We start from the raw sequence: 19,526 nt of genomic DNA on the forward strand, positions 1-19,526 counted from the left end.
CCGGCATGCGGGCTCATGCCGGTCGACCGGCGTGCGGTCCCCCGCGTCCCCCGCGTTCTCCTCGCACCGACGCTCCCGCGCGCACCCAGCCGAACCACCGGAAGGACGACCCATGCGCGCTGCCAGGACGCGCCACCGTCGGGCGTTGCCGGGCCTGCTGGCCCTCGCCGCCCTCGCCACCGCCGCCATCGCCGCCGTGCCGCTGACCACCCCGCCCGCCCACGCCGCCGACCCCGTCGTGGTGCTCGACGCCACCTTCGAGGACGGCACCACCCAGGGCTTCCGGGCCCGGGGCGACGAAACCGTCGCGGTCAGTACCGCCACCGCCCACGGCGGCACCCACAGCCTGCTCGCCTCCGGCCGGACCGCGAGCTGGCAGGGCCCCGCCCGGGACCTGCTCGACGAGATGGTCAAGGGAACCCGCTACGAACTGTCGGTCCAGGTCCGGCTCGCCGCCGGAGCACCCCCCGACCAGGTCCGGCTCAGCGTCCAACGCGACTCCGGCGGCACCTCCGCGTACGACCAGGTGGTCGGCAACACGGCGGTCACCGCCGACGGCTGGGTACGGCTGCGCGGCAGCTACGTGCTCGCCCACGACGTCGACGGCCTGTCGGCGTACGTGGAAACCGCCAGCGGCACCGCCGACCTGCACATCGACGACTTCACCCTGTCGTACCTGCCCAGCAAGCCGGTGCAGACCGACATCCCCGCGCTGCGCGAGGTGCTCGCCGACGACTTCCCGATCGGGGCGGCGATCAGCAACCGGCAGATCATCGGCGACCAGGCCACCCTGCTGCGACGCCACTTCGACACGGTGACCCCGGGCAACGCGCTCAAGTGGGACGCCACCCAACCCACCGAGGGCACCTTCCGCTGGGCCGACGCCGACGCGCAGGTCGGCTTCGCCACCGCCAACGGGCTGGCCGTACGCGGACACACCCTGGTCTGGCACCAGCAGACGCCGGCCTGGGTGTTCACCGACACCGACGGCACCCCGCTGACCAAGGACCCGGCCGACAAGGCCCTGCTGCTGGAGCGGCTGGAGGACCACATCCGCGCGGTCGTCGGCCGGTACGGCGACACGATCGGGGTCTGGGACGTCGCCAACGAGGTGATCGACGAGAACCAGGCCGACGGCCTGCGCCGCAGCCGCTGGTACGAGATCAGCGGCCTGGACTACCTGCGCACCGCGTTCCGGGTGGCCCGCCAGGTCGCGCCGACCGCGAAGCTCTACGTCAACGACTACAACACCAACGTGCCGGCCAAGCGGGACAAACTGCGGAACCTGGTCGCCCAGCTGCGCGCCGAGGGGGTGCCGGTCGACGGGGTCGGGCACCAGATGCACGTCAACATCCAGTGGCCGTCGGTCGCCGAGACCGAGGCGATGCTCCAGGCGTTCGTCCCGCTCGGGGTGGAGCAGCAGGTCACCGAGATGGACGTCAGCATCTACACCAACACCGACGAGTCCTTCCCCACCCCGCCCGCCGACCGGCTGCTCACCCAGGCGTACCGGTACCGGGACCTGTTCGCCCTCTACCGCCGGTACGCCGACGAACTGACCTCGGTGACCCTCTGGGGGCTGGCCGACGACGACACCTGGCTGGACACCTTCCCGGTGGCCCGCAAGGACGCGCCGCTGCTCTTCGACACCGAGCTCCAGGCCAAGCCGGCCTACTGGGGCATCGTCGACCCGACCCGGATCACGCCGACCCCGTCGCCCACGGTCAGCCCCACCCCCACCGGCACGCCCACCCCGGACCCCACCGGCGGGGTGGACTCCTGCCGGGTCACCTACGCCGTCACCAACCAGTGGTCGGGTGGCTTCCAGGCGACCGTCCGGGTGGCCAACACCGGGACGCGGGCCCGCACCGGCTGGACGGTGCGCTGGAGCTTCCCGGACGGACAGCGGATCACGCAGCTCTGGAACGGCACCCACCAGCAGTCCGGTGCCGACGTGACGGTCTCCCCCGCCTCGTGGAACGGGACCCTGCCCGGCGGCGGGACGGTCGAGGTCGGCTTCCTCGGCAGCTGGTCCACGGCGAACGACCGCCCGTCCGCGTTCTCCCTCGACGGCCTGCCCTGCACCCTCGGCTGACCCGCCCGGGTGGTGGGAGGGGTCCCCGGTACCGCTTCCCGCGGCGCAGGGGACCCCGGCACACCCCCGGGCGGCGGTACCGGTTCCGCCGACTCGTCCTCCCGGCGGCGCCGGTTCCGCCGACTCGCCCTGCGGCGCCGGCCACGCCACTACTGTCGGCCATGACACGGTGACGGCCGGGAGGTGACGCGACGATGAGCGCAGCTGCCGACGCGCCCGTCGTGGTCGGGGTGAGCGGCACGGAGCAGAGCCTGCCGGTGGTCCGGCTGGCCGCCCGGGAGGCGGCCGAGCACGGCCGCCCGCTGCACGTCCTGCACGCCTTCAACTGGGAGGCGGCGCTGGCCGCGCCGAGCGTCGCCGGTGCCCGAGCGGAGGCGGAACGGGCGATCGACCGGGCCGTCGAGGTGGCCAACGAGGTGGCCCCCGGCCTGCCGGTGGACGCCCGGGTCGTGGAGGGGACGGCGGTCGGGGCGCTGCTGCGCCGGTCCGAGTCGGCCCTCCTGGTCGTCGTCGGCGACGGCGGCATGGCCACCCGGGACTGCGTCCCGCCCGACGCGGCGGCCGTGCAGGTGGCGTCGCGCGCCGGCTGCCCGACCCTGGTGGCCCGGCTCGGACCGCCTCCGGTGGGACCGGTCCTGGTCGGCTTGGACGGCTCGCCCACCTCCCGGTCCGCGCTGGACTTCGCCCTCGACTGCGCCGCCCGGCACGGCGGCCGGCTCCGGGCGGTCCGGGTGATCGACCCGGACGACGACGGCACACGACCCGGGCAGGACGTCGCCGACCTGCTCGCCGAACGGGGCGGACAGCACCCGACGGTCGCCGCCGAAGCGGAGGTGGTGCGCGGCGACCCCGGCCAGGTGCTGATCGACGAGTCCCGGACGGCCCGGCTGGTGGTGGTCGGCACCCGGGGCGACCAGCCGTGGCGTGGCCTGCTCGGCGCGGTCAGCCAGTCGCTGCTGTACCACGCGCCCGCCCCGGTGATGTTCGTCCGTCGCGTCACCGACGCTCCCCCGGAGCGCCCCTGAGGAACGGGTCGTCCCGCCCGGCGGTTCCGGGACCAACGGCCCTGCGTCCCGCGCAGCGGGTGGGTGAGGCTGGAGCCGCCGGACGAATCCGCCGTTCCGGATGCAGGATTCCCCGACCCGCGAGAGGCTTGCGCAGATGGACACCGCTCGGGATCTGCCCGCCCCGCTGACCGACGACGAGCTTCGCCGGCTGGACGCCTACTGGCGGGCGGCCAACTACCTGACGGTCGGCCAGATCTACCTGCTGGACAATCCCCTGCTGCGGGAGCCGCTACGCGTCGAGCACGTCAAGCCCCGACTGCTCGGCCACTGGGGCACCAGCCCCGGCCTGAACCTGCTCTACGCCCACCTCAACCGGTTGATCGTCGGCCGCGACCTGAGCGCCGTCTTCGTCACCGGCCCCGGTCACGGCGGCCCGGCCCTGGTGGCGAACACCTGGCTGGAGGGCACCTACAGCGACCGGTACCACTCGGTCGGGCGGGACGGGGCCGGCATGGCGACGCTGTTCCGGCAGTTCTCCTTCCCCGGCGGCATCCCCAGTCACGTGGCCCCGGAGGTGCCGGGCTCCATCCACGAGGGCGGCGAGCTGGGGTACGCCCTCAGCCACGCCTACGGTGCCGCCTTCGACAACCCCGACCTGCTGGTCGCCTGCGTGATCGGCGACGGCGAGGCGGAGACCGGCCCGCTGGCGGGCAGCTGGCTGTCCACCGTGTTCCTCAACCCGGCCCGGGACGGCGCGGTCCTGCCCATCCTGCACCTCAACGGCTACAAGATCGCCAACCCGGCGGTGCTGGACCGCATCCCCACCGACGACCTGCTCGCCATGCTGCGCGGCTTCGGTCACGAGCCGTACGTGGTCGAGGGCGACGAGCCGATGCGGGTGCACCAGCTGCTCGCCGCCACCCTGGACCGGGCGGTCGACGAGATCACCGCGATCCAGCGCCGGGCCCGGTCCGGGGAGGCGGTCGGCCGACCCCGCTGGCCGATGATCGTCCTGCGTACGCCGAAGGGCTGGACCGGCCCCGGCGTGGTCGACGGCAAGCAGGTCGAGGGGACGTACCGGGCCCACCAGGTGCCGCTGTCGGGCATCCGGGACAACCCGGAGCACCTGGCCGCGCTGGAGCGCTGGCTGCGGTCGTACCGGCCGGAGGAGCTCTTCGACGCCACCGGCGCGCCGGTGGCCGAGCTGGCCGCGCTGCCACCGACCGGGGACCGGCGGATGAGCGCCAACCCGGTGACCAACGGTGGGCAGGTGCTGCGCGACCTGATCCTGCCGGACTTCCGCAGGTACGCGGTCGACGTGCCCGAACCGGGCGCGCCGGGGGGCGGCGCGACCGGTGCCCTCGGGCCCTGGGTGCGCGACGTCATCACCGCCAACCCGCAGACGTTCCGCCTGTTCGGTCCGGACGAGGTCGCGTCGAACCGGCTCGGCGCGGTGTTCGAGGTGACCGACCGGGCGTTCGTCGCCCGGACCGGGCCCGACGACGACCACCTCTCCGCCGACGGCCGGGTGATGGAGGTCCTCTCCGAGCACCTGTGCCAGGGCTGGCTGGAGGGCTACCTGCTCACCGGACGGCACGGCATCTTCACCAGCTACGAGGCGTTCATCCACATCGTCGACTCGATGGTCAACCAGCACGCCAAGTGGCTGAAGGTGACCCGGGGCATCCCCTGGCGACAGCCGGTCGCGTCGCTGAACTACCTGCTCTCCAGCCACGTGTGGCGGCAGGACCACAACGGCTTCTCGCACCAGGACCCGGGCTTCATCGACCACGTCGCCAACAAGAAGGCCGAGGTGGTCCGGGTCTACCTCCCGCCGGACGCGAACACCCTGCTCTCCACCATGGACCACTGCCTCCGCAGCCGGCACTACATCAACGTGGTGGTCGCCGGCAAGCAGCCCGCGCCGAACTGGCTGACCATGGACGAGGCCGTCCAGCACTGCCGGCGCGGCCTGGGCATCTGGGACTGGGCCAGCACCGACCAGGGCAGCGAGCCGGACGTGGTGCTCGCCTGCGCCGGGGACGTGCCGACCCTGGAGGCCCTCGCCGCCGCCGACCTGCTCCGCCACCACCTTCCCGACCTGCGGGTACGGGTGGTGAACGTGGTGGACCTGATGCGGCTCCAGCCGACGTCGGAACACCCGCACGGGCTGCCGGACAACGAGTTCGACACCATCTTCACCCGGGACCGGCCGATCATCTTCGCCTACCACGGCTACCCGTGGCTGATCCACCGACTCACCTACCGCCGGGCCAACCACGGCAACCTGCACGTACGCGGCTACAAGGAGGAGGGCACCACCACCACGCCCTTCGACATGGTGATGCTCAACGACCTGGACCGCTTCCACCTGGTCATCGACGTGATCGACCGGGTGCCGGGGCTGGCCGCCCGCGCCGCGCACCTGCGTCAGGAGATGGTCGACGCCCGGCAGGAGTGCCGCGACCACACCCGGCGCACCGGCGAGGACGCCCCCCTGGTGGCGGAGTGGCGCTGGATCCGCGAGACCGACCCGACGAACCGGTAGCGACCGGGAACGAGAGGCAGACATCATGAGCGACGAGGAGATCCTGGTCGGCTACGACGGTTCCCCGGACGCCGCCGTCGCCCTGGCCTGGGCGCTGGACGAGGCCGGGCGCACCGGACAGCCGGTGCGGCTGGCGTACGTGTTCGAGTGGCTGACCGTGGGGGGCTGGATCGCCCCCGGGATCGCCCCCGGCGCCTGGCCGGACGCCGCCGCCCGGCAGCAGGTGGAGCAGCTCGTGCAGCAGGCCGTCACGGACGCCACCGGGGCGAACCCGGGGCTGACGGTGCACGGCGAGGTGTTCGACGGTCCGCCCGCGCTGGTACTCCAGGAACGCTCCGCCGGGGCGGCCCTGCTGGTGCTGGGCAGCCGGGGCCACGGCGGCTTCACCGGCCTGCTGACCGGCTCGACCGCCGTGTCGGTGACCGCCCACGCGCACTGCCCGGTCGTGGTGGTCCGCCGGGACACCCCGACCGCCACCGGGAGACGGATCGTGGTCGGGGTGGACGGCTCGGAGATGTCGCTGGTCGCGCTCGGGTTCGCGCTGGAACGGGCCGCCGGGCGCGACGTCCCGCTGCACCTGGTACGGGCCTGGGCCCCGGCGCAGTGGCGGGCCCAGGGCTTCGACCCGGACGAGGCCGACGCGACCGAGCAGGCCAGCCTGACGGAGTCCCTGCGACAGTGGCGGGAGAGCTTCCCGGACGTCCCGGTCACCACCGAGGTGCTGCCCGGCAACGCCGCCTCCGCGCTGGTGGAGGCGAGCCGGGACGCGCAGCTCGTGGTGGTCGGCACCCGGGGTCGCGGCGGGCTGCGCGGGGCGCTGCTCGGGTCGGTCAGCCAGCAGGTGCTCCAGCACGCGCACTGCCCGGTGGCGGTGATCCGCCAGCGCTGACCGGCGACCGCCGGTCGGATCGGCCGGCCGGGGATCCGCACCGGTTTCCGGGCCGTTGGGCCCCCGGCCCGGGGACCGGTGGCACCGTGCGGTGCCGGTCCCGGTGGCGCAGGATGGAGCCGCAAGCCCGCCCGGAGCACCGCCCGGGTGCGGCACGATGGGGTGGAGACGAAAGGTCGTTACATGAGCCACGAGACGCCGGCACGCTCGCTGACCACCGCGTACGCGGAGGCCGCCGCCACCGCCGGCTACGCCCCCTCGGTGCACAACACCCAACCCTGGAGCTGGCGGGTGCTGCCCGACGCGCTGGAACTGCGGGTGGCCCCGGAGCGGCGGCTCACCGCGACCGACCCGGAGGGGCGGCTGCTCGCCCTGAGCTGCGGCGCGGCCCTGCACCACGCCCGGGTGGCGCTCACCGCCGAGGGCTGGACTCCGGCGGTGGAGCGGCTGCCCGACCCGGCCGACCCGGAGCTGCTGGCCCGGCTCACCGGCGACCGCCGGGCGGAGCCGGACCCGGAGGCGATGCGCCTGGTGCAGTGCATGCAGATCCGGCACACCGACCGGCGTCCGGTCAGCGAGGAGCAGGTGCCCACCGTCGCCATCGGCGAGATCACCCAGGCGGTCCGCCTGGCGGGCAGCCGGCTCCAGATCCTCGACCGCGACCAGGTGCTGGAGCTGGCCGCCGCCGCGTCGCACGCCGACGCGGTCGAGGCGGAGGACCCGCAGGTACGCGAGGAGCTGACGTACTGGACCGGTCTCGCGGACAGTGGTCTGGGCCTGCCGCCGGAGGTGCTGCCCGAGCAGGCCCCGCAGACCACCGTCCCGGGCCGGGACTTCGGCCGGGCCGGCACCCTGCCCATCGGCCCCGGGCACGACCGGACCGCGGTGTACGCCCTGCTGCACGGGGACGAGGACGAGCCGGACAGCTGGCTGCGCGCCGGCGAGGCACTCTCCGCCGCGTGGCTGACCGCCACCCGGCTCGGGGTGTCCGTGGTGCCGTTGAGCGGTGTGGTGGAGGTGGCCGGCACCCGGCAGACCCTGCGGCACCTGCTGGCCGGAATGGGCTTCCCGTACCTGGTCCTGCGGCTGGGCATCGCCGACCCGGCGCACGCCGGCCCGCCGCACACCCCCCGCCTGCCCGCCGCGCAGGTGGTGGACACCTCCGCGGTCCAGGGGCAGCCCTGACCGCACAGGTCGTGCCCCGGAGCCGGGCACCGCGTCGTGGGAGCGGTCACGGGGCGCGCACGGAATCGTCCACGCCGGTCACCGGGCGGTAGCATCCCCCGGATGGCCGCACCCGACCCGAACCTGTCCGAGCCGCACCAGGGCATCCCGTCGCTGGGGCTGAGCCCGCTCTCCCGGGTCCGCCTCGACGAGCTGCTCCAGGAGATGCTCGACCGGGTCGGCGACGTGGTCACCAGCCGGGAACGGCTCCGCGCGCTGCTCGACGCGGTCGTCGGCATCAGCACCGACCTCGACCTGCACAGCACCCTGGAACGGATCGTCCGGTCGGCGTGTGAGCTGGTCGGCGCCCGTTACGGCGCGCTCGGCGTGATCGGACCGGACCGGACGCTGCACGACTTCATCGTGCACGGCATCTCCCCGGAACTGCACGCGCGCATCGGCGACCTGCCCCACGGCCGGGGCGTGCTGGGGCTGCTCATCGACGACCCGCGCCCGCTGCGGATGCCCGACATCACCGAGCACCCGAGGTCGTACGGCTTCCCGGCCGACCACCCGCCGATGCACACCTTCCTCGGCGTCCCGGTCCGCATCCGCGACCAGGTCTTCGGCAACCTCTACCTGGCCGAGAAGCAGGGCGGGGTGGAGTTCACCGAGGACGACGAGGAGATCGTGGTGGCCCTCGCCGCGGCGGCCGGCGTGGCGATCGAGAACGCCCGCCTCTACGCGCTGGCCCACCGCCGGGAACGCTGGCTCGCCGCGACCGCCGAGATCACGTCGGTGCTCCTCGGCGAGGTACGCCGGACCGACGCGCTGGCCCTGGTGGCCCGCCGGGCCCGGGAGGTCGCCGAGGCCGAGCTGGCGCTGGTGCTCCTCTACGACGACGAGGCCGACCAGTTCACCGTCGAGGTGGTGGACGGCACCGGGGACCGGGTGCGGGAGCTGCTCGGGGCGGTCCTCCCGGCCCGGGAGACCACGTTCCGCGGCTCGGTCACCGAGCACCGGCACGAGGTGGTGGAGGATCTCGCCAGGGCCGCGCCCTGGCCCGCGCCGGTGACCGCCGGACCGGCGGTGGTCTCCCCGCTGGCCGCCGGGGACACCCTGCACGGTGTGCTGGTCACGGCGCGCCTGCCGGACCGGGACGGCACCACCGACGACGACGTGGCCCTGCTGCGCAGCTTCGCGGGTCAGGCCGCGCTGGCCATGGAACGTGCCCGGGGGCAGGAGGAACGGGAGCTGCTGGTGGTCCTGGAGGACCGCGAGCGGATCGCCCGCGACCTGCACGACGTGGTGATCCAGCGGTTGTTCGCCACCGGGTTGCAGTTGCAGAGCGCCGCCCCGATGTCCTCCCGCCCCGAGGTCACCAAGCGGATCAACGCCGCCGTGGACGACCTCGACGCCACCATCCGGGACATCCGGCGCACCATCTTCGAGCTGCGGACGCCGATGAGCGCGGCGCTGCGCACCGACATCCGCGAGGCGGTCGACGCGGCCGCCGAGTCCCTCGGGTTCCGCCCCGGGCTGGACCTGGCCGGGCCGATCGACAGCGCGGTGCCCGACTCGATCCGGCCGGACCTGCTGGCCGTCCTGCGCGAGGGCCTTTCCAACGCGGTACGCCATGCGCGGGCCGGTCGGGTCACCGTACGGGTGCACGTCGACGCGGGCCGCGTGACGCTGACCGTCACCGACGACGGCGTGGGCGCGGACCCGGCCGCCGCCCGCAGCGGGCTGGTCAACCTCCGCGAGCGGGCCGAACGGCTCGGCGGCGAGTTCGCGTTCCGTCCGGTCGACCCGCACGGCATCGAGCTGTGCTGGAGTGTCCCGCTCGGCGACTGACCCCGCCCCGCCGCGCTCCTGCCGGTTCTCCCCGCCCGCCCCGCCCCCACCCGCTTCTTCCATCCGCCCGCCGTGCCCGGCGGGCACCGGGCCGCCGCCGTGGCGATCGGTGCCGTCGCGGTCAACCCCGGGCGGTACGCGGCGGCGCCGTGCGCTGCCCGGGGTCGTTCAGTGCCGTGGACCGAGCAGGCGGGTGGCCAGCACCGCCGCCTGGGTACGCCGCTCCAGGCCGAGCTTGGCCAGCACGCTGGAGACGTAGTTCTTGACGGTCTTCTCGGCGAGGAACATCCGCCCGGCGATCTCCCGGTTGGTCAGCCCCTCGGCGACGTACTCCAGGATCCGACGCTCCTGCTCGGTGAGCGACTGGAGTTCGCGGGGCTGTTCCACCCCGCTGCGGATGCGGTCCAGCACCCGGGTGGTGATCGCCGGGTCGAGCAGGGACTGACCGGCCGCAACCCGACGGACCGCGTCCACCAGGTCGGTGCCCCGGATCTGCTTGAGCACGTAGCCGGAGGCCCCCGCCATGATCGCCGCGAAGAGCGCCTCGTCGTCCTCGTACGAGGTGAGGATCAGGCCCTTGATCGACGAGTCGACGGCCCTGACGTCCCGGCAGACGTCGATGCCGTTGCCGTCGGGCAGCCGGGCGTCGAGGATCGCCACGTCCGGCCGGAGCGCGGGAATCCGGCGGGCCGCCTCCTGCGCGGAGCCGGACTCGCCGACCACCTCGATGTCACCGCTGTTGGTGAGCAGGTCGGCGAGGCCACGACGGACGACCTCATGGTCGTCGAGCAGAAAGACCCGGATCATCCCTCGTTTGTACCCCGTCCGGCGGGACACGCACACGGGCCGAAGGTCCCGACCCCGCGAGCCCGGTGGCGGGCAGCTGGTCCCGGCGGGTGGGGACGTCCGGCCCTGCCCGGTGCCGCGTCGACGGCGCACCGTGGAGACACCTGGAGGAGCCCCGCACCACCGCCCGGAGGGAACGACACCATGGACGTCGGCTACACCGTCGAGCAGCTGCGCGCCGCGGCGGCGGACGCCGTCCGGGCACCGTCGCTGCACAACACCCAGCCGTGGCGGTTCCGGCTGCACGACGGGGGCATCGAGGTCGTCGTCGACCCGGCCCGCCGGCTGCCCGTCACCGACCCCAGCGGCTGGGGGAGCCGGATCGCCTGCGGGGCGGCCCTGTACAACCTGCGCCTCGCCCTGGCCGTGGCCGGCGCCCCGGCGTCGGTGCGGCTGCGGCCGTACCCGGGCGATCCGGATGTGGTGGCCCGGTTGGTGCCGGACCTGCCCCGTCGTCCCACGCCGACCGAGCAGAGTCTGTACGCCGCCGTCCCGCACCGGTTCAGCAACCGCCGGCCGTTCCGGCCCGACCCGGTGCCGGCCGACGTCCGGTGGCGGCTCGGCGAGGCGGCCCGGATCGAGCAGTGCTGGCTGGAGCTGGTGATCGGCACCAGCGCGGTGAACGCCTTCGGCGAGCTGGCCCACAGCGCGCACCGGGTGCTCGACCGGGATCCGGCCTACCGGGCCGAACGGGTCGAGTGGACCCGCGCCGAACCGGCGCCCGACGGCGTGCCGGCCACGGCCGGCGGCCCGCAGAGCGAACCGCAGGACCTGCTCCCGCAGCGCGGCTTCGGCCTCCGCCATCGGGCACCCGGTCGGGACTTCGAGCCGGAGCCCCTGGTGGCCGTGCTCATCGCGGCCGGCAACACCGCCACCGACCAGATCGTCGCCGGGCAGGCCCTGCAACGGGTGCTGCTGACCGCCACCGACGCGGGCCTGGCCGTGTCGCTGCTCTCCCAGCCGATCGAGGTGCCCGGCGCCCGCGAACAGCTGCGCCTGTCCCTGGGCCGGTTCGGTACCCCGCAGATGGTGCTGCGGGTCGGCTACGGGCAGCCGGGCCGGCCCACCGCCCGGCGGGCCGTCGACGACGTGCTCGACCTGCCGGTGGCGCAGCTCTGACCCGCGACCCGGTCGGCCGTGCCCCGGTCAGCCGGCGACCACCCGGTGACTCAACTGACTGCGCACCCGGGCCGGCAGGTGCCCGGCGAACCGGGACACCCAGGCGTCGAAGTGCCGCGCCGACCCGGTCAGGAAGGGCAGGTCGAACACGAGCATCCGGCGGACGGCCAGCAGCGGCACCGGCGAGCGCAGCGGCCGGAAGTCCTCGTTCCACAACCCCGGGTTGGGGCAGTACGGATGGAACTGCCCGACCATCAGCCCCTCGGTGACGAACTCGTCCTTCACCCGGGCCTGGAGGGCGTCCAGCGGCCCGGGATCGGTCCGGTCGACGTCCGGCAGGACGAGCAGGTAGGTCAGCAGCTCGGCCTCGTCGTCCGGCATCGTCGCGACGGCCCGCTGGTAGCGGTCCCGCAGCGCGTCGACCGCCGCGCTGATCCGCGGCACGTCGGTCACGCCGGGCAGCTCCGCCAGGTACAGCAGGTCCCGGCGCAGCGCCGGGGCGGTGTACGGGCAGACCGCGCCGCTGCGCCCCAGCTCCGGGTGGGGCGCGACGAGGTAGCGGACACACCAGTCGAGCACCGTGCGCAGCGTGCCGGCGGTCGGGTCGTTCCGCAGCTCGGTGGCCGACCACAGCCGTGGCAGCGGATCAGGGTCGGCCACGGGGTACCCGCCACATCGGTTGCAGGGTCGGCCCGTCCGGCAGCCGGATCTCCGGACCCCGGGGGTGGAACCCGTACCGGCGGCCCAGCGCCCGACCACCGGCGGAGCTGGCCTCGGCGTGCACCGGCAGCCCCTGGTCGTCGCAGTGCCACAGGAAGTCCTCCAGCAGCCGCGCGCCCCACCCGGACCGTTGCCGCTCCGGAGCCACCCCGGCGAACGAGACGTGGTGGTGCGGGTCCGCCGGCCGGTGCGCGTCGAGCAGTCCCAGCACGGTACGCAGGGCCGCGCCATCCTCGCCCGCCACGGCGTCCAGCCGCTCGGCGAAACCGACCGGCTCCGGGGTGTCGGGGCCGGTGGTGAGCAGCACGGCCCCGAGGTCCGCGGTGGTCCAGACCCCGTCGCCGCCGAGGCTCAGGTCGTAGAGGGCCCGGAAGAAGCCGGGCAGCGCGGCCCGGCGCCGCCGCGCGTCCGGGAAGATCCACACCGCGATCGGGTCGTCCCGGAACGCCGTGGCGAGCAGCGACACCAACGGCCCGGTGTCGGCTGCGGTGCCCCGCCGGACGACCCCCGCTCCGGTGGCGAGGCCGGCGGTGGCGGTGTTCACGGTGTCCACCCGTGGTCCCCCTTCGCGGCGAGTTCCTCGATCCGGTGGTGCAACGTGTCCAGGTGGTCCTCCGCCTCCGGCTTCATCACCACGCTGCGCAGCACCCGGGCGTGCGCGGCGTCCCGGTCCAGGTCCGGGTGCCGCCGACCGAACGCCTCCGCGTCGACCCGCAGCGTGCTCAGGTAGACCGGGTCCACCGGATCGTGCATCCCCTCGTGCAGCACCCGTCGGGTCGCCTCGTCCACGCCGGAGAGCGTCGGCCGGCGCGGGTGGTAGGTGACGATGTCCAGGTCCGGCTCCTGGTAGAGGTCCAGGTGCGGCGAGTCGGCCAGCAGCCGCGCCCAGCGCAGGGCGGTCCGCCGGGGCACCTCCAGGACCCGCCCGAGCCCCTCCGGGGTGGGCGGCAGCAGCCGGAACGTCAGCCACAGCGCCGCTGCCGCCGCGCCGGCCCGGGAACACTCCAGGCTGATCTCCCCCAGGTGCAGGTCACTCGGGGTGAAGTAGGTGTACGGGGAGTCGTGCAGGTAGTACCGGGCGACCGCCGGGTCGGCGAAGAGCACCGCCCCGCACCCGTACGGCTGCAACCCGTGCTTGTGCGGGTCGACCACCACCGAGTCGCAGTGCCGGATCGCCGCCCAGGGCTCCGGCCGCACCGCCCCGCCGCCGGCGAGCAGGGTGAAGAACCCCCCGTACGCCGCGTCGACGTGCAGTCGGACGTCGTACCGCTCCTTGAGGCGTACCACCTGGTCGATCGGGTCGACGGTGCCGGTGCCGGTGGTCCCGGCGGTGAGCACGACGGTGCCGACCCGCCCGGTGCGCAGCAGGTCCTCCAGCGCGTCCAGGTCGATCCGGCCGTGACCGTCGACCCGCACCGGGTACGCCTCGACACCGAGCAGCCGGCACATCCGGGCGTGGGTGAAGTGGCTGTCGACGCTGAACGCGACGCCCCGGCCGGGTCGGGCCTGCCGGGCCACCCAGAGCGCCTCCAGGTTGGCGATCGTGCCGCTGGTGGTGAGGTGTCCCAGCGCGTCCGGCAGGCCGAACATCCCGGCGAGCTGGGTGACCACCTCCCGCTCCATGTCGGTGGTGGCCGGCCCGCCCTCCCGGGCGTGGTTGTTCGGGTTGAGCAGCATCGCCGACAGGTAGCCGACCACCGCCGCCGGGTGCGGCGGCCGGACCATCTGGCCGGCGTACCGGGGGTGGAAGAACGGATAGTTGTCCCGCAGCCGGCGGGTGAACTCGTCGAAGGCCGTCCCGAACGCGGAATCGTCGATGGTCTGGGACGGGTGCGGGGCGACGGAACCGAATTCCGCCGCCCACCCGTCGACCGCGTCGACCGCGCGGACGAGCCAGTGTCTGAGGTCCATCAGGCGGTTCTGTTCACAACCTCGAACTGCGCCATCATCCCGAGTGAGGAATGCTCCGGGAAATGGCAGTGGAACGCGTACTTCCCGGTGAATCCGGAGAAGGTGGCCTGCACCCGTACGGTCGAGCCCGGCGGGACGTGCACGGTGTCCTTCCAGCCCGCCTCGCCGGGTGCCGGCGGCACGCCGTCGCGGTCCAGCAGGCGGAACTGCACCAGGTGCAGGTGGAAGTTGTGGTCGATGCCGAAGGCGGTGTCCCGGTTGGTGACCCGCCAGATCTCCGTGGTGCCGTTGACCACCTGCGCGTCGACCCGCGTCGCGTCGTACGTCTTGCCGTTGACGGTGAAGGCGAGCTTGCTCGGGTCGAAGCTGAGCGCGATGTCCCGGGTGACCGTCGCGGCGGGCAGCGCCGGCAGCGGGATCAGCCGGTCCGGCACCCGGCTGGGGTCCGTGGCCGGGCCGGTGACGTCGAAGCCGACCACCGGCCCGGAGGTGTCCTCCAGCACCACCCGCGTGCCGGCCGGCTGGCCGGCGAAGTCGACGACCACCTCGACCCGCTCCCCCGGGGTCAGCTTGATCTCGGAGACCGCCACCGGGGCCGGCAGCAGCCCGCCGTCGCTGCCGATCTGGATCAGCTGTCCCCGGTCGAGCCGCAGCCGGAAGATACGGTGCAGCGAGCCGTTGAGCAGCCGGAACCGATACCGACGGGCGGTCACCCGCAGGTAGGGCTGGGGCTTGCCGTTGGCCAGGATGTGCGGCCGGTTGCCGCCGTCGGCCGGGTCGAAGACGAGCGAACCGTCCACGCCGATGAGCGCGTCCCGCAGCAGGATCGGGATGTCGTACTGGCCCGACGGCAGGCCCAGCGCCTTCTCCGCGTCGTCCTCGATGAGGTAGAAGCCGTGCAGTCCCCGGTAGATGTGCTCGGCCTCGGCGTGGTGGCTGTGGTCGTGGTACCAGAGGGTCGCGGCGTGCTGGAGGTTCGGGTAGGCGTAGCTGCGGGTGGCGCCCGGCGCGATGAAGTCCATCGGGTGCCCGTCGTGGACGGCCGGGGTGAAGCCGCCGTGCAGGTGCACGTTGGTCGGGTTGGTGAGCTGGTTGGTCACCTGGAGCGCCACCGCCCGGCCCTTGCGGGCCCGGATCGTCGGGCCGACGAACTGGCCGTGGTAGCCCACGATCGGGGTGGCGAGTCCGGGCAGGATCTCGACGGTGGCCGCCCGGACCGGCAGCTGGTAGAGGTCCGAGGTGGCGCCCACGTGGGTGGGTCGCAGCACCGGCGGAACCGGCATGGCCACGCTGAACGGCGCGACCGGCGGGGCCGCCGCGACCTTCGGGGCATCCGCACGGTCGCCGTGCGGCTCGCCGTGCGCGTCGCCCTGCGCGTGGCGGGCGGCGGTCCGGTCCTTCCCGCCGAAGGCGGCGTTGACCGACACCGCGGACGACAGGACCGCCACGCCGCCGGCCGCGAGCCCGCCCAGGGTGAGCATGCGTCGTCTGTCCACTTCCACTCTCCTTCACCGGTGGGTCGACCCGGAGGGACACGACGTCGCGCCGTCCCGCCGGCGGAAAGACGTCCGGAAAGGACGTCGACGCTGCGCCGGTGGTGAATTCGCGTGGTTCCCCGTGGGTCGTTCTCCTCGCGCCCTCGCCGGCCGGGACGGAAGAATCCCGGGCGACAGCGTCGACGCTTCCGGCAGTCAACCGGAAAGACCTCGAGAACGGCTGGACCAAAGTGGCGTACGCCATTGATGTAGATCGCTGAACTTCAATTCCGGAAACAAAAACGGCCCGTCACCGTGAATTAGGTGACGAGCCGATATTTGCTTCCGCAGAATTACTGGTGGGCGATACTGGGTTTGAACCAGTGACCTCTTCCGTGTCAAGGAAGCGCGCTCCCACTGCGCCAATCGCCCCTGCCCTACAGGCGGGCCGCGAGCGGACGACGGGATTCGAACCCGCGACCCTCACCTTGGCAAGGTGATGCGCTACCAGCTGCGCTACGTCCGCACGTCCCGGTGTGTCCCGGTGACGGGCTGAACTCTACCCGAACACAAGATCAGTCCGACACCGGGTATCCCCCCGCCCGGCCTCACTCCTGGCCCCACCCCGGTCCCGACGGTGGCTCCGGCTGCTGCCGCTGTCGGGGCGGCTGCGGCGGGACCGGCGGCTGCGGCCCGACACGCCCCGGCTGCGACCCGGGCTGCGGCACCGGCTGCTGGTGCGGGACCGGGCTACCCGCACCCCAGCCCGGCAGGACACCCGCGGCAGCCTGCTCCGGCGACGTCGGCTGCGCGACGATCGGCGCCGGCTGGGAGAGCGTGACCTGCCCCGGCACTCCGGACACCGGGTGCGCGGCCTCCTTCGCGGAGGGCAGCGGCACCGCCGGCAGCGGATCCATCGTCATCCGGGGCAGGGTGACGATCTCCGGGTTGCACTCCACCGCCTGCACCACCGAGCCGCGCCCCTCCCCCTTCACCAGGAGCAGGGCGTAGTCGGGCAGGTCCTGCAACACCCGGGGTTCGACGGCGTACTCGTACACCCGCTGCGCGGCGGCGGCGTCCGTCCAGTTCGTCCCGCTCGCCACCGACTGCGTCTGACTCCAGTTGCGGCTCCGGCTCCAGTTGCGGCTCCGCTGCTTGATCAGCGACTTGCCCTCGCCCCGGGACCCCTCGCTGCCCCCCTCGGTCTCCGACCCGCCCTCGGAGTTGGCCAGGGTGTGCGTCTGGTCCCCGCCCAGCGTGCGGGTCAGGCCGCTGAGCACGAACCGGTGCTGCCGGCCGATGAACTCCGCGGCCTGCTGCGCCTCCCGGTGGTTGCCCAACCGCATGAACGCCACCTCGCCGCCACCGAGCGCGTGCAACGACTGCTCCCGCAGGTGCGCGAAGAAGAGCACCAGGCGGATGCCGCGCCGCTCGCAGAGCGTGCCCAACCGCTCGATCTGCCGGTGGTGCAGGTCGTCCGCGCCGACCAGCACGATCGACCCGCCGCTGATCGCCTCCCGGCTCACCCGCCGGATCAGCCACTGCACCAGCAGGTCCTTGAGCAGGTCGTGCGGGGCGCTGCGGCCGTCCCGGTCGGCGACCAGGCAGGACAGCTCGGCGGTCAGCGGCCCGCCGGACGCCTGCCCCAACCCGGTCAGCGGACGCAGGAAGCTCTCCAGCCGACGTACGTGCTGGTGGGCCTGGCGTCGGGCCTCCTCCGGCATCAGCCCCGCCACCAGCGCGCACTCGATCTCGCTCAGCGCCGGCTGACCCGGCCGGTCGGTCAGCACCCGCAGGCCGGCGACCAGCCGCGCGATGGTCACGTCCTCGCCGAGCACCTCGCAGAGCTCGCCGAGCAGCATGGTGTCCCGGTGCCGGTCGGCACGGTCCCCCCCGGTGCCCTCGCCGTACATCGACTCGACCAACAGGTCGACCAGTTCCCGGGCGGAGAGGCCGGCGAGCAGGTCCAGATCGCGCAGGCCGGACGGGAACCCGGTGACCCGCACCGACCGACCGGTCTGCTCGGCCAGGGTCATCAGCTCGCCGCAGAGCGCCTCACCGGTGAAGTCCACCAGCGTCATCGGCCCCCGGGTGCTCAGCAACGAGCCCCCGAAGACGGTCAGCAGGGCCTCCCAGCCGTAGCTGGTGCCGCCCACCACGTCGATCCGGCGGGTACCCGGGGACGGGGTCGCCGCCCCCCACTCGTACATCTGCTCCAGCGCCTGCCGCTGCTGCTGCTCGAAGGCCGCACTGCGCGCCTCCCACCCCGCCCGCGCCTGCTCGTACGTGCTGCGGACCTGCTCCTGCGCGGTGGCCAGGTCCCGCTGGGCCTGCCGCTTGAGCAGCCAGACGACCACCGCCCCGCCGACGCCGCCGAACGCGGAGAGGATCACCAGGAACATCACCAGCGCCCCGAGGCCCTCGTTGAGGGCGTTGGCGAACCGCCCGCAGCAGCCGAGCAGCAGCGCCAGCCCGAAACCGACCCCCAGCGACACGCCCATCCGGCGCATCGCCCGCTCTCCGGCGGTGGCGGCCCGGGTGACCAGCTCCGGCGGGACGACCCCGGGCACCGGCGGCGGCTCCGGGAACCGTCGCCGGTAGAGGCTCGGATCCTGGTAGATCCAGCCGAACCGCTCACCGGGCACGGCGAGCCGGGGCAGCGGGTTGTCTCGGTGCGCGATCTCGGTCATGGGGCAGGGAGCCGCCTTCCACAGTGGCACGATCCACGATCGAATTCGCAGTTAACCAGGGAGCTGCCGAATCGAGAAGACCACCGTCCGCTACCGGTCCGTGTCGGCCCTAGAGTGGTGCCAGTCTCCGTACCCGCCCCGAGGAGCCATCGTGGTCAACGCCGTCGTGGCCGTTCTGCTGCTGCTGGCGGCGATCACGGTCGCGAACCTGTTCTCCCGCTGGCGGCGACGGCGGAACCCGGAACCGTCCACGAGCGCGAAACGGGGTCCGCGCCCGGGACGGGACAGCCCGTCGGTGCCGGAGCGGTGGCGGCTCCGGTACGCCACCTGGCTGCGCCGGCCCGGCGAGCCGCGCCGCGCGGTGGTGCCGGAGGAGGTGGTCCTCGCCTGCATCGCCTGTCAGGGAAAGGGCTGGATCGAGCGGCGGGAGCGGACGCTCACCTTCACCGGCGAGGGTTTCGCGGACGTCGAACACCCGCCGACGATGTGCGAGACGTGCGGCGGTTCCGGCCAGGTGACCCGCTGACCCGGGGCACGCCGTCGGGGCCCGGACAGCAGTCGACCCGCTGCCGGTGATCCGGTAGCGGGTCGAACGTACTCGTTCACATGGTGGGCGATACTGGGTTTGAACCAGTGACCTCTTCCGTGTCAAGGAAGCGCGCTCCCACTGCGCCAATCGCCCTCGTCTGATGCCGAGGTGGAGACGGGATTTGAACCCGTGTAGACGGCTTTGCAGGCCGTTGCCTCGCCTCTCGGCCACTCCACCGAGGTTTGCCCCCGCATGTCGTGGTGGCATCTCTCCGAGCGGACGACGGGATTCGAACCCGCGACCCTCACCTTGGCAAGGTGATGCGCTACCAGCTGCGCTACGTCCGCACGCCCCCGGCGTTTTCCGGTGACGGATGAGAACTTTAGCCGAGGCCGGGAACGCTTGCCAAATCGGGGGGACATCCGGCGCGTTCCGTCCGCTTCTCCTGACGTTCCGGCGCAGGTCGGCAGGGTTCCGAGAGTGGCAGCAGCAAGAGTCGGGGGCCATCGTCCGTAGGCTTCCTAGGAGCCTGGCCCGGATGGTCCCGGACGGCCTGCGGCCCGCCGGGCCGCACGGATCCTCCGCCACCGGCGGTCGTACCGGGGGCGACCACCACGGTTCCGCACCCGCCCACAGCTCATCGACGGCGGACCGGAGCGGTAACTCCTCGTGAGCGGGC

Annotated in this window: 14 protein-coding genes and 5 tRNA genes; 8 read left to right on the forward strand and 11 right to left on the reverse strand. The window is 73.5% G+C overall.

What is annotated here, in order from left to right:
• Positions 1-112: 112 nt before the first annotated feature.
• The 6 genes from AB0F58_RS13235 to AB0F58_RS13260 all read left to right on the forward strand — a co-directional run bounded on the left by AB0F58_RS13235 (position 113) and on the right by AB0F58_RS13260 (position 9,557).
• Positions 113-2,095, forward strand: coding sequence for an endo-1,4-beta-xylanase (locus tag AB0F58_RS13235; RefSeq protein WP_357142321.1), 1,983 nt, complete (start codon positions 113-115; stop codon positions 2,093-2,095).
• A gap of 194 nt (positions 2,096-2,289) precedes the next feature.
• Entirely contained in the window at positions 2,290-3,120 is an 831-nt protein-coding gene (locus AB0F58_RS13240) for a universal stress protein (RefSeq protein WP_357142322.1), read from the forward strand.
• Between the two features lie 136 nt (positions 3,121-3,256).
• Complete coding sequence (locus AB0F58_RS13245; protein ID WP_357142323.1) at positions 3,257-5,650, forward strand: phosphoketolase family protein; 2,394 nt, start codon at positions 3,257-3,259, stop codon at positions 5,648-5,650.
• A gap of 25 nt (positions 5,651-5,675) precedes the next feature.
• Positions 5,676-6,539, forward strand: a complete 864-nt coding sequence (locus tag AB0F58_RS13250) for a universal stress protein (RefSeq protein WP_357142324.1) — start codon at positions 5,676-5,678, stop codon at positions 6,537-6,539.
• A 183-nt stretch (positions 6,540-6,722) separates the two neighbouring features.
• Positions 6,723-7,724 carry a nitroreductase gene (locus AB0F58_RS13255; protein ID WP_357142325.1) on the forward strand — a complete coding sequence of 334 codons (1,002 nt, stop codon included), beginning with the start codon at positions 6,723-6,725 and terminating at the stop codon, positions 7,722-7,724.
• A gap of 102 nt (positions 7,725-7,826) precedes the next feature.
• The gene (locus AB0F58_RS13260) at positions 7,827-9,557 is read left to right on the forward strand and encodes a GAF domain-containing sensor histidine kinase (RefSeq protein ID WP_357142326.1); all 1,731 of its coding nucleotides are present in this window, start codon (positions 7,827-7,829) and stop codon (positions 9,555-9,557) included.
• A 168-nt stretch (positions 9,558-9,725) separates the two neighbouring features.
• On the opposite strand, the gene AB0F58_RS13265 is transcribed toward AB0F58_RS13260, so the two are convergent.
• Complete coding sequence (locus tag AB0F58_RS13265) at positions 9,726-10,364, reverse strand: response regulator transcription factor (RefSeq protein ID WP_357142327.1); 639 nt, start codon at positions 10,362-10,364, stop codon at positions 9,726-9,728.
• A 183-nt stretch (positions 10,365-10,547) separates the two neighbouring features.
• Between AB0F58_RS13265 and AB0F58_RS13270 the strand changes: the two genes are divergently transcribed.
• Positions 10,548-11,522 (forward strand): nitroreductase, encoded by a 975-nt coding sequence (locus tag AB0F58_RS13270; protein ID WP_357142328.1) that lies wholly within the window; start codon positions 10,548-10,550, stop codon positions 11,520-11,522.
• Positions 11,523-11,549: 27 nt separating this feature from the next.
• Here the strand turns inward: AB0F58_RS13270 and AB0F58_RS13275 are convergent, their stop codons facing one another.
• The 7 genes from AB0F58_RS13275 to AB0F58_RS13305 all read right to left on the reverse strand — a co-directional run bounded on the left by AB0F58_RS13275 (position 11,550) and on the right by AB0F58_RS13305 (position 18,318).
• Positions 11,550-12,182, reverse strand: coding sequence for a DUF6875 domain-containing protein (locus tag AB0F58_RS13275; RefSeq protein ID WP_357142329.1), 633 nt, complete (start codon positions 12,180-12,182; stop codon positions 11,550-11,552).
• Positions 12,169-12,795: a hypothetical protein gene (locus tag AB0F58_RS13280; protein ID WP_357142330.1), complete on the reverse strand. Its 627-nt coding sequence runs from the start codon at positions 12,793-12,795 to the stop codon at positions 12,169-12,171. Before AB0F58_RS13280 ends, AB0F58_RS13275 begins: the two co-directional genes overlap by 14 nt.
• Complete coding sequence (locus AB0F58_RS13285; RefSeq protein ID WP_357142331.1) at positions 12,783-14,153, reverse strand: aminotransferase class I/II-fold pyridoxal phosphate-dependent enzyme; 1,371 nt, start codon at positions 14,151-14,153, stop codon at positions 12,783-12,785. The genes AB0F58_RS13280 and AB0F58_RS13285 overlap by 13 nt, the downstream gene beginning before the upstream one ends.
• A complete protein-coding gene (locus AB0F58_RS13290) occupies positions 14,153-15,649 on the reverse strand; it encodes a multicopper oxidase domain-containing protein (RefSeq protein ID WP_357142332.1) in 1,497 nt (498 codons plus the stop codon). The genes AB0F58_RS13285 and AB0F58_RS13290 overlap by 1 nt, the downstream gene beginning before the upstream one ends.
• 336 nt (positions 15,650-15,985) lie before the next feature.
• Positions 15,986-16,060: transfer RNA gene (locus AB0F58_RS13295), tRNA-Val, on the reverse strand.
• Between the two features lie 21 nt (positions 16,061-16,081).
• A tRNA-Gly gene (locus tag AB0F58_RS13300) sits at positions 16,082-16,154 on the reverse strand.
• Between the two features lie 82 nt (positions 16,155-16,236).
• Positions 16,237-18,318, reverse strand: coding sequence for a hypothetical protein (locus AB0F58_RS13305; protein WP_357142333.1), 2,082 nt, complete (start codon positions 18,316-18,318; stop codon positions 16,237-16,239).
• A 151-nt stretch (positions 18,319-18,469) separates the two neighbouring features.
• On the opposite strand from AB0F58_RS13305, the gene AB0F58_RS13310 reads away from it, so the two are divergent.
• Positions 18,470-18,844, forward strand: a complete 375-nt coding sequence (locus AB0F58_RS13310) for a hypothetical protein (RefSeq protein WP_357142334.1) — start codon at positions 18,470-18,472, stop codon at positions 18,842-18,844.
• 81 nt (positions 18,845-18,925) lie between these two features.
• On the opposite strand, the gene AB0F58_RS13315 is transcribed toward AB0F58_RS13310, so the two are convergent.
• From AB0F58_RS13315 to AB0F58_RS13325, 3 genes are all read right to left on the reverse strand, one after another.
• Positions 18,926-19,000: transfer RNA gene (locus AB0F58_RS13315), tRNA-Val, on the reverse strand.
• A 13-nt stretch (positions 19,001-19,013) separates the two neighbouring features.
• Positions 19,014-19,084: transfer RNA gene (locus AB0F58_RS13320), tRNA-Cys, on the reverse strand.
• 37 nt (positions 19,085-19,121) lie between these two features.
• Positions 19,122-19,194 (reverse strand) — tRNA-Gly (locus tag AB0F58_RS13325).
• Positions 19,195-19,526: the final 332 nt, after the last annotated feature.

Origin of the sequence: Micromonospora sp. NPDC023956, assembly GCF_040639195.1 — a bacterium.
Taxonomy (GTDB): domain Bacteria; phylum Actinomycetota; class Actinomycetes; order Mycobacteriales; family Micromonosporaceae; genus Micromonospora.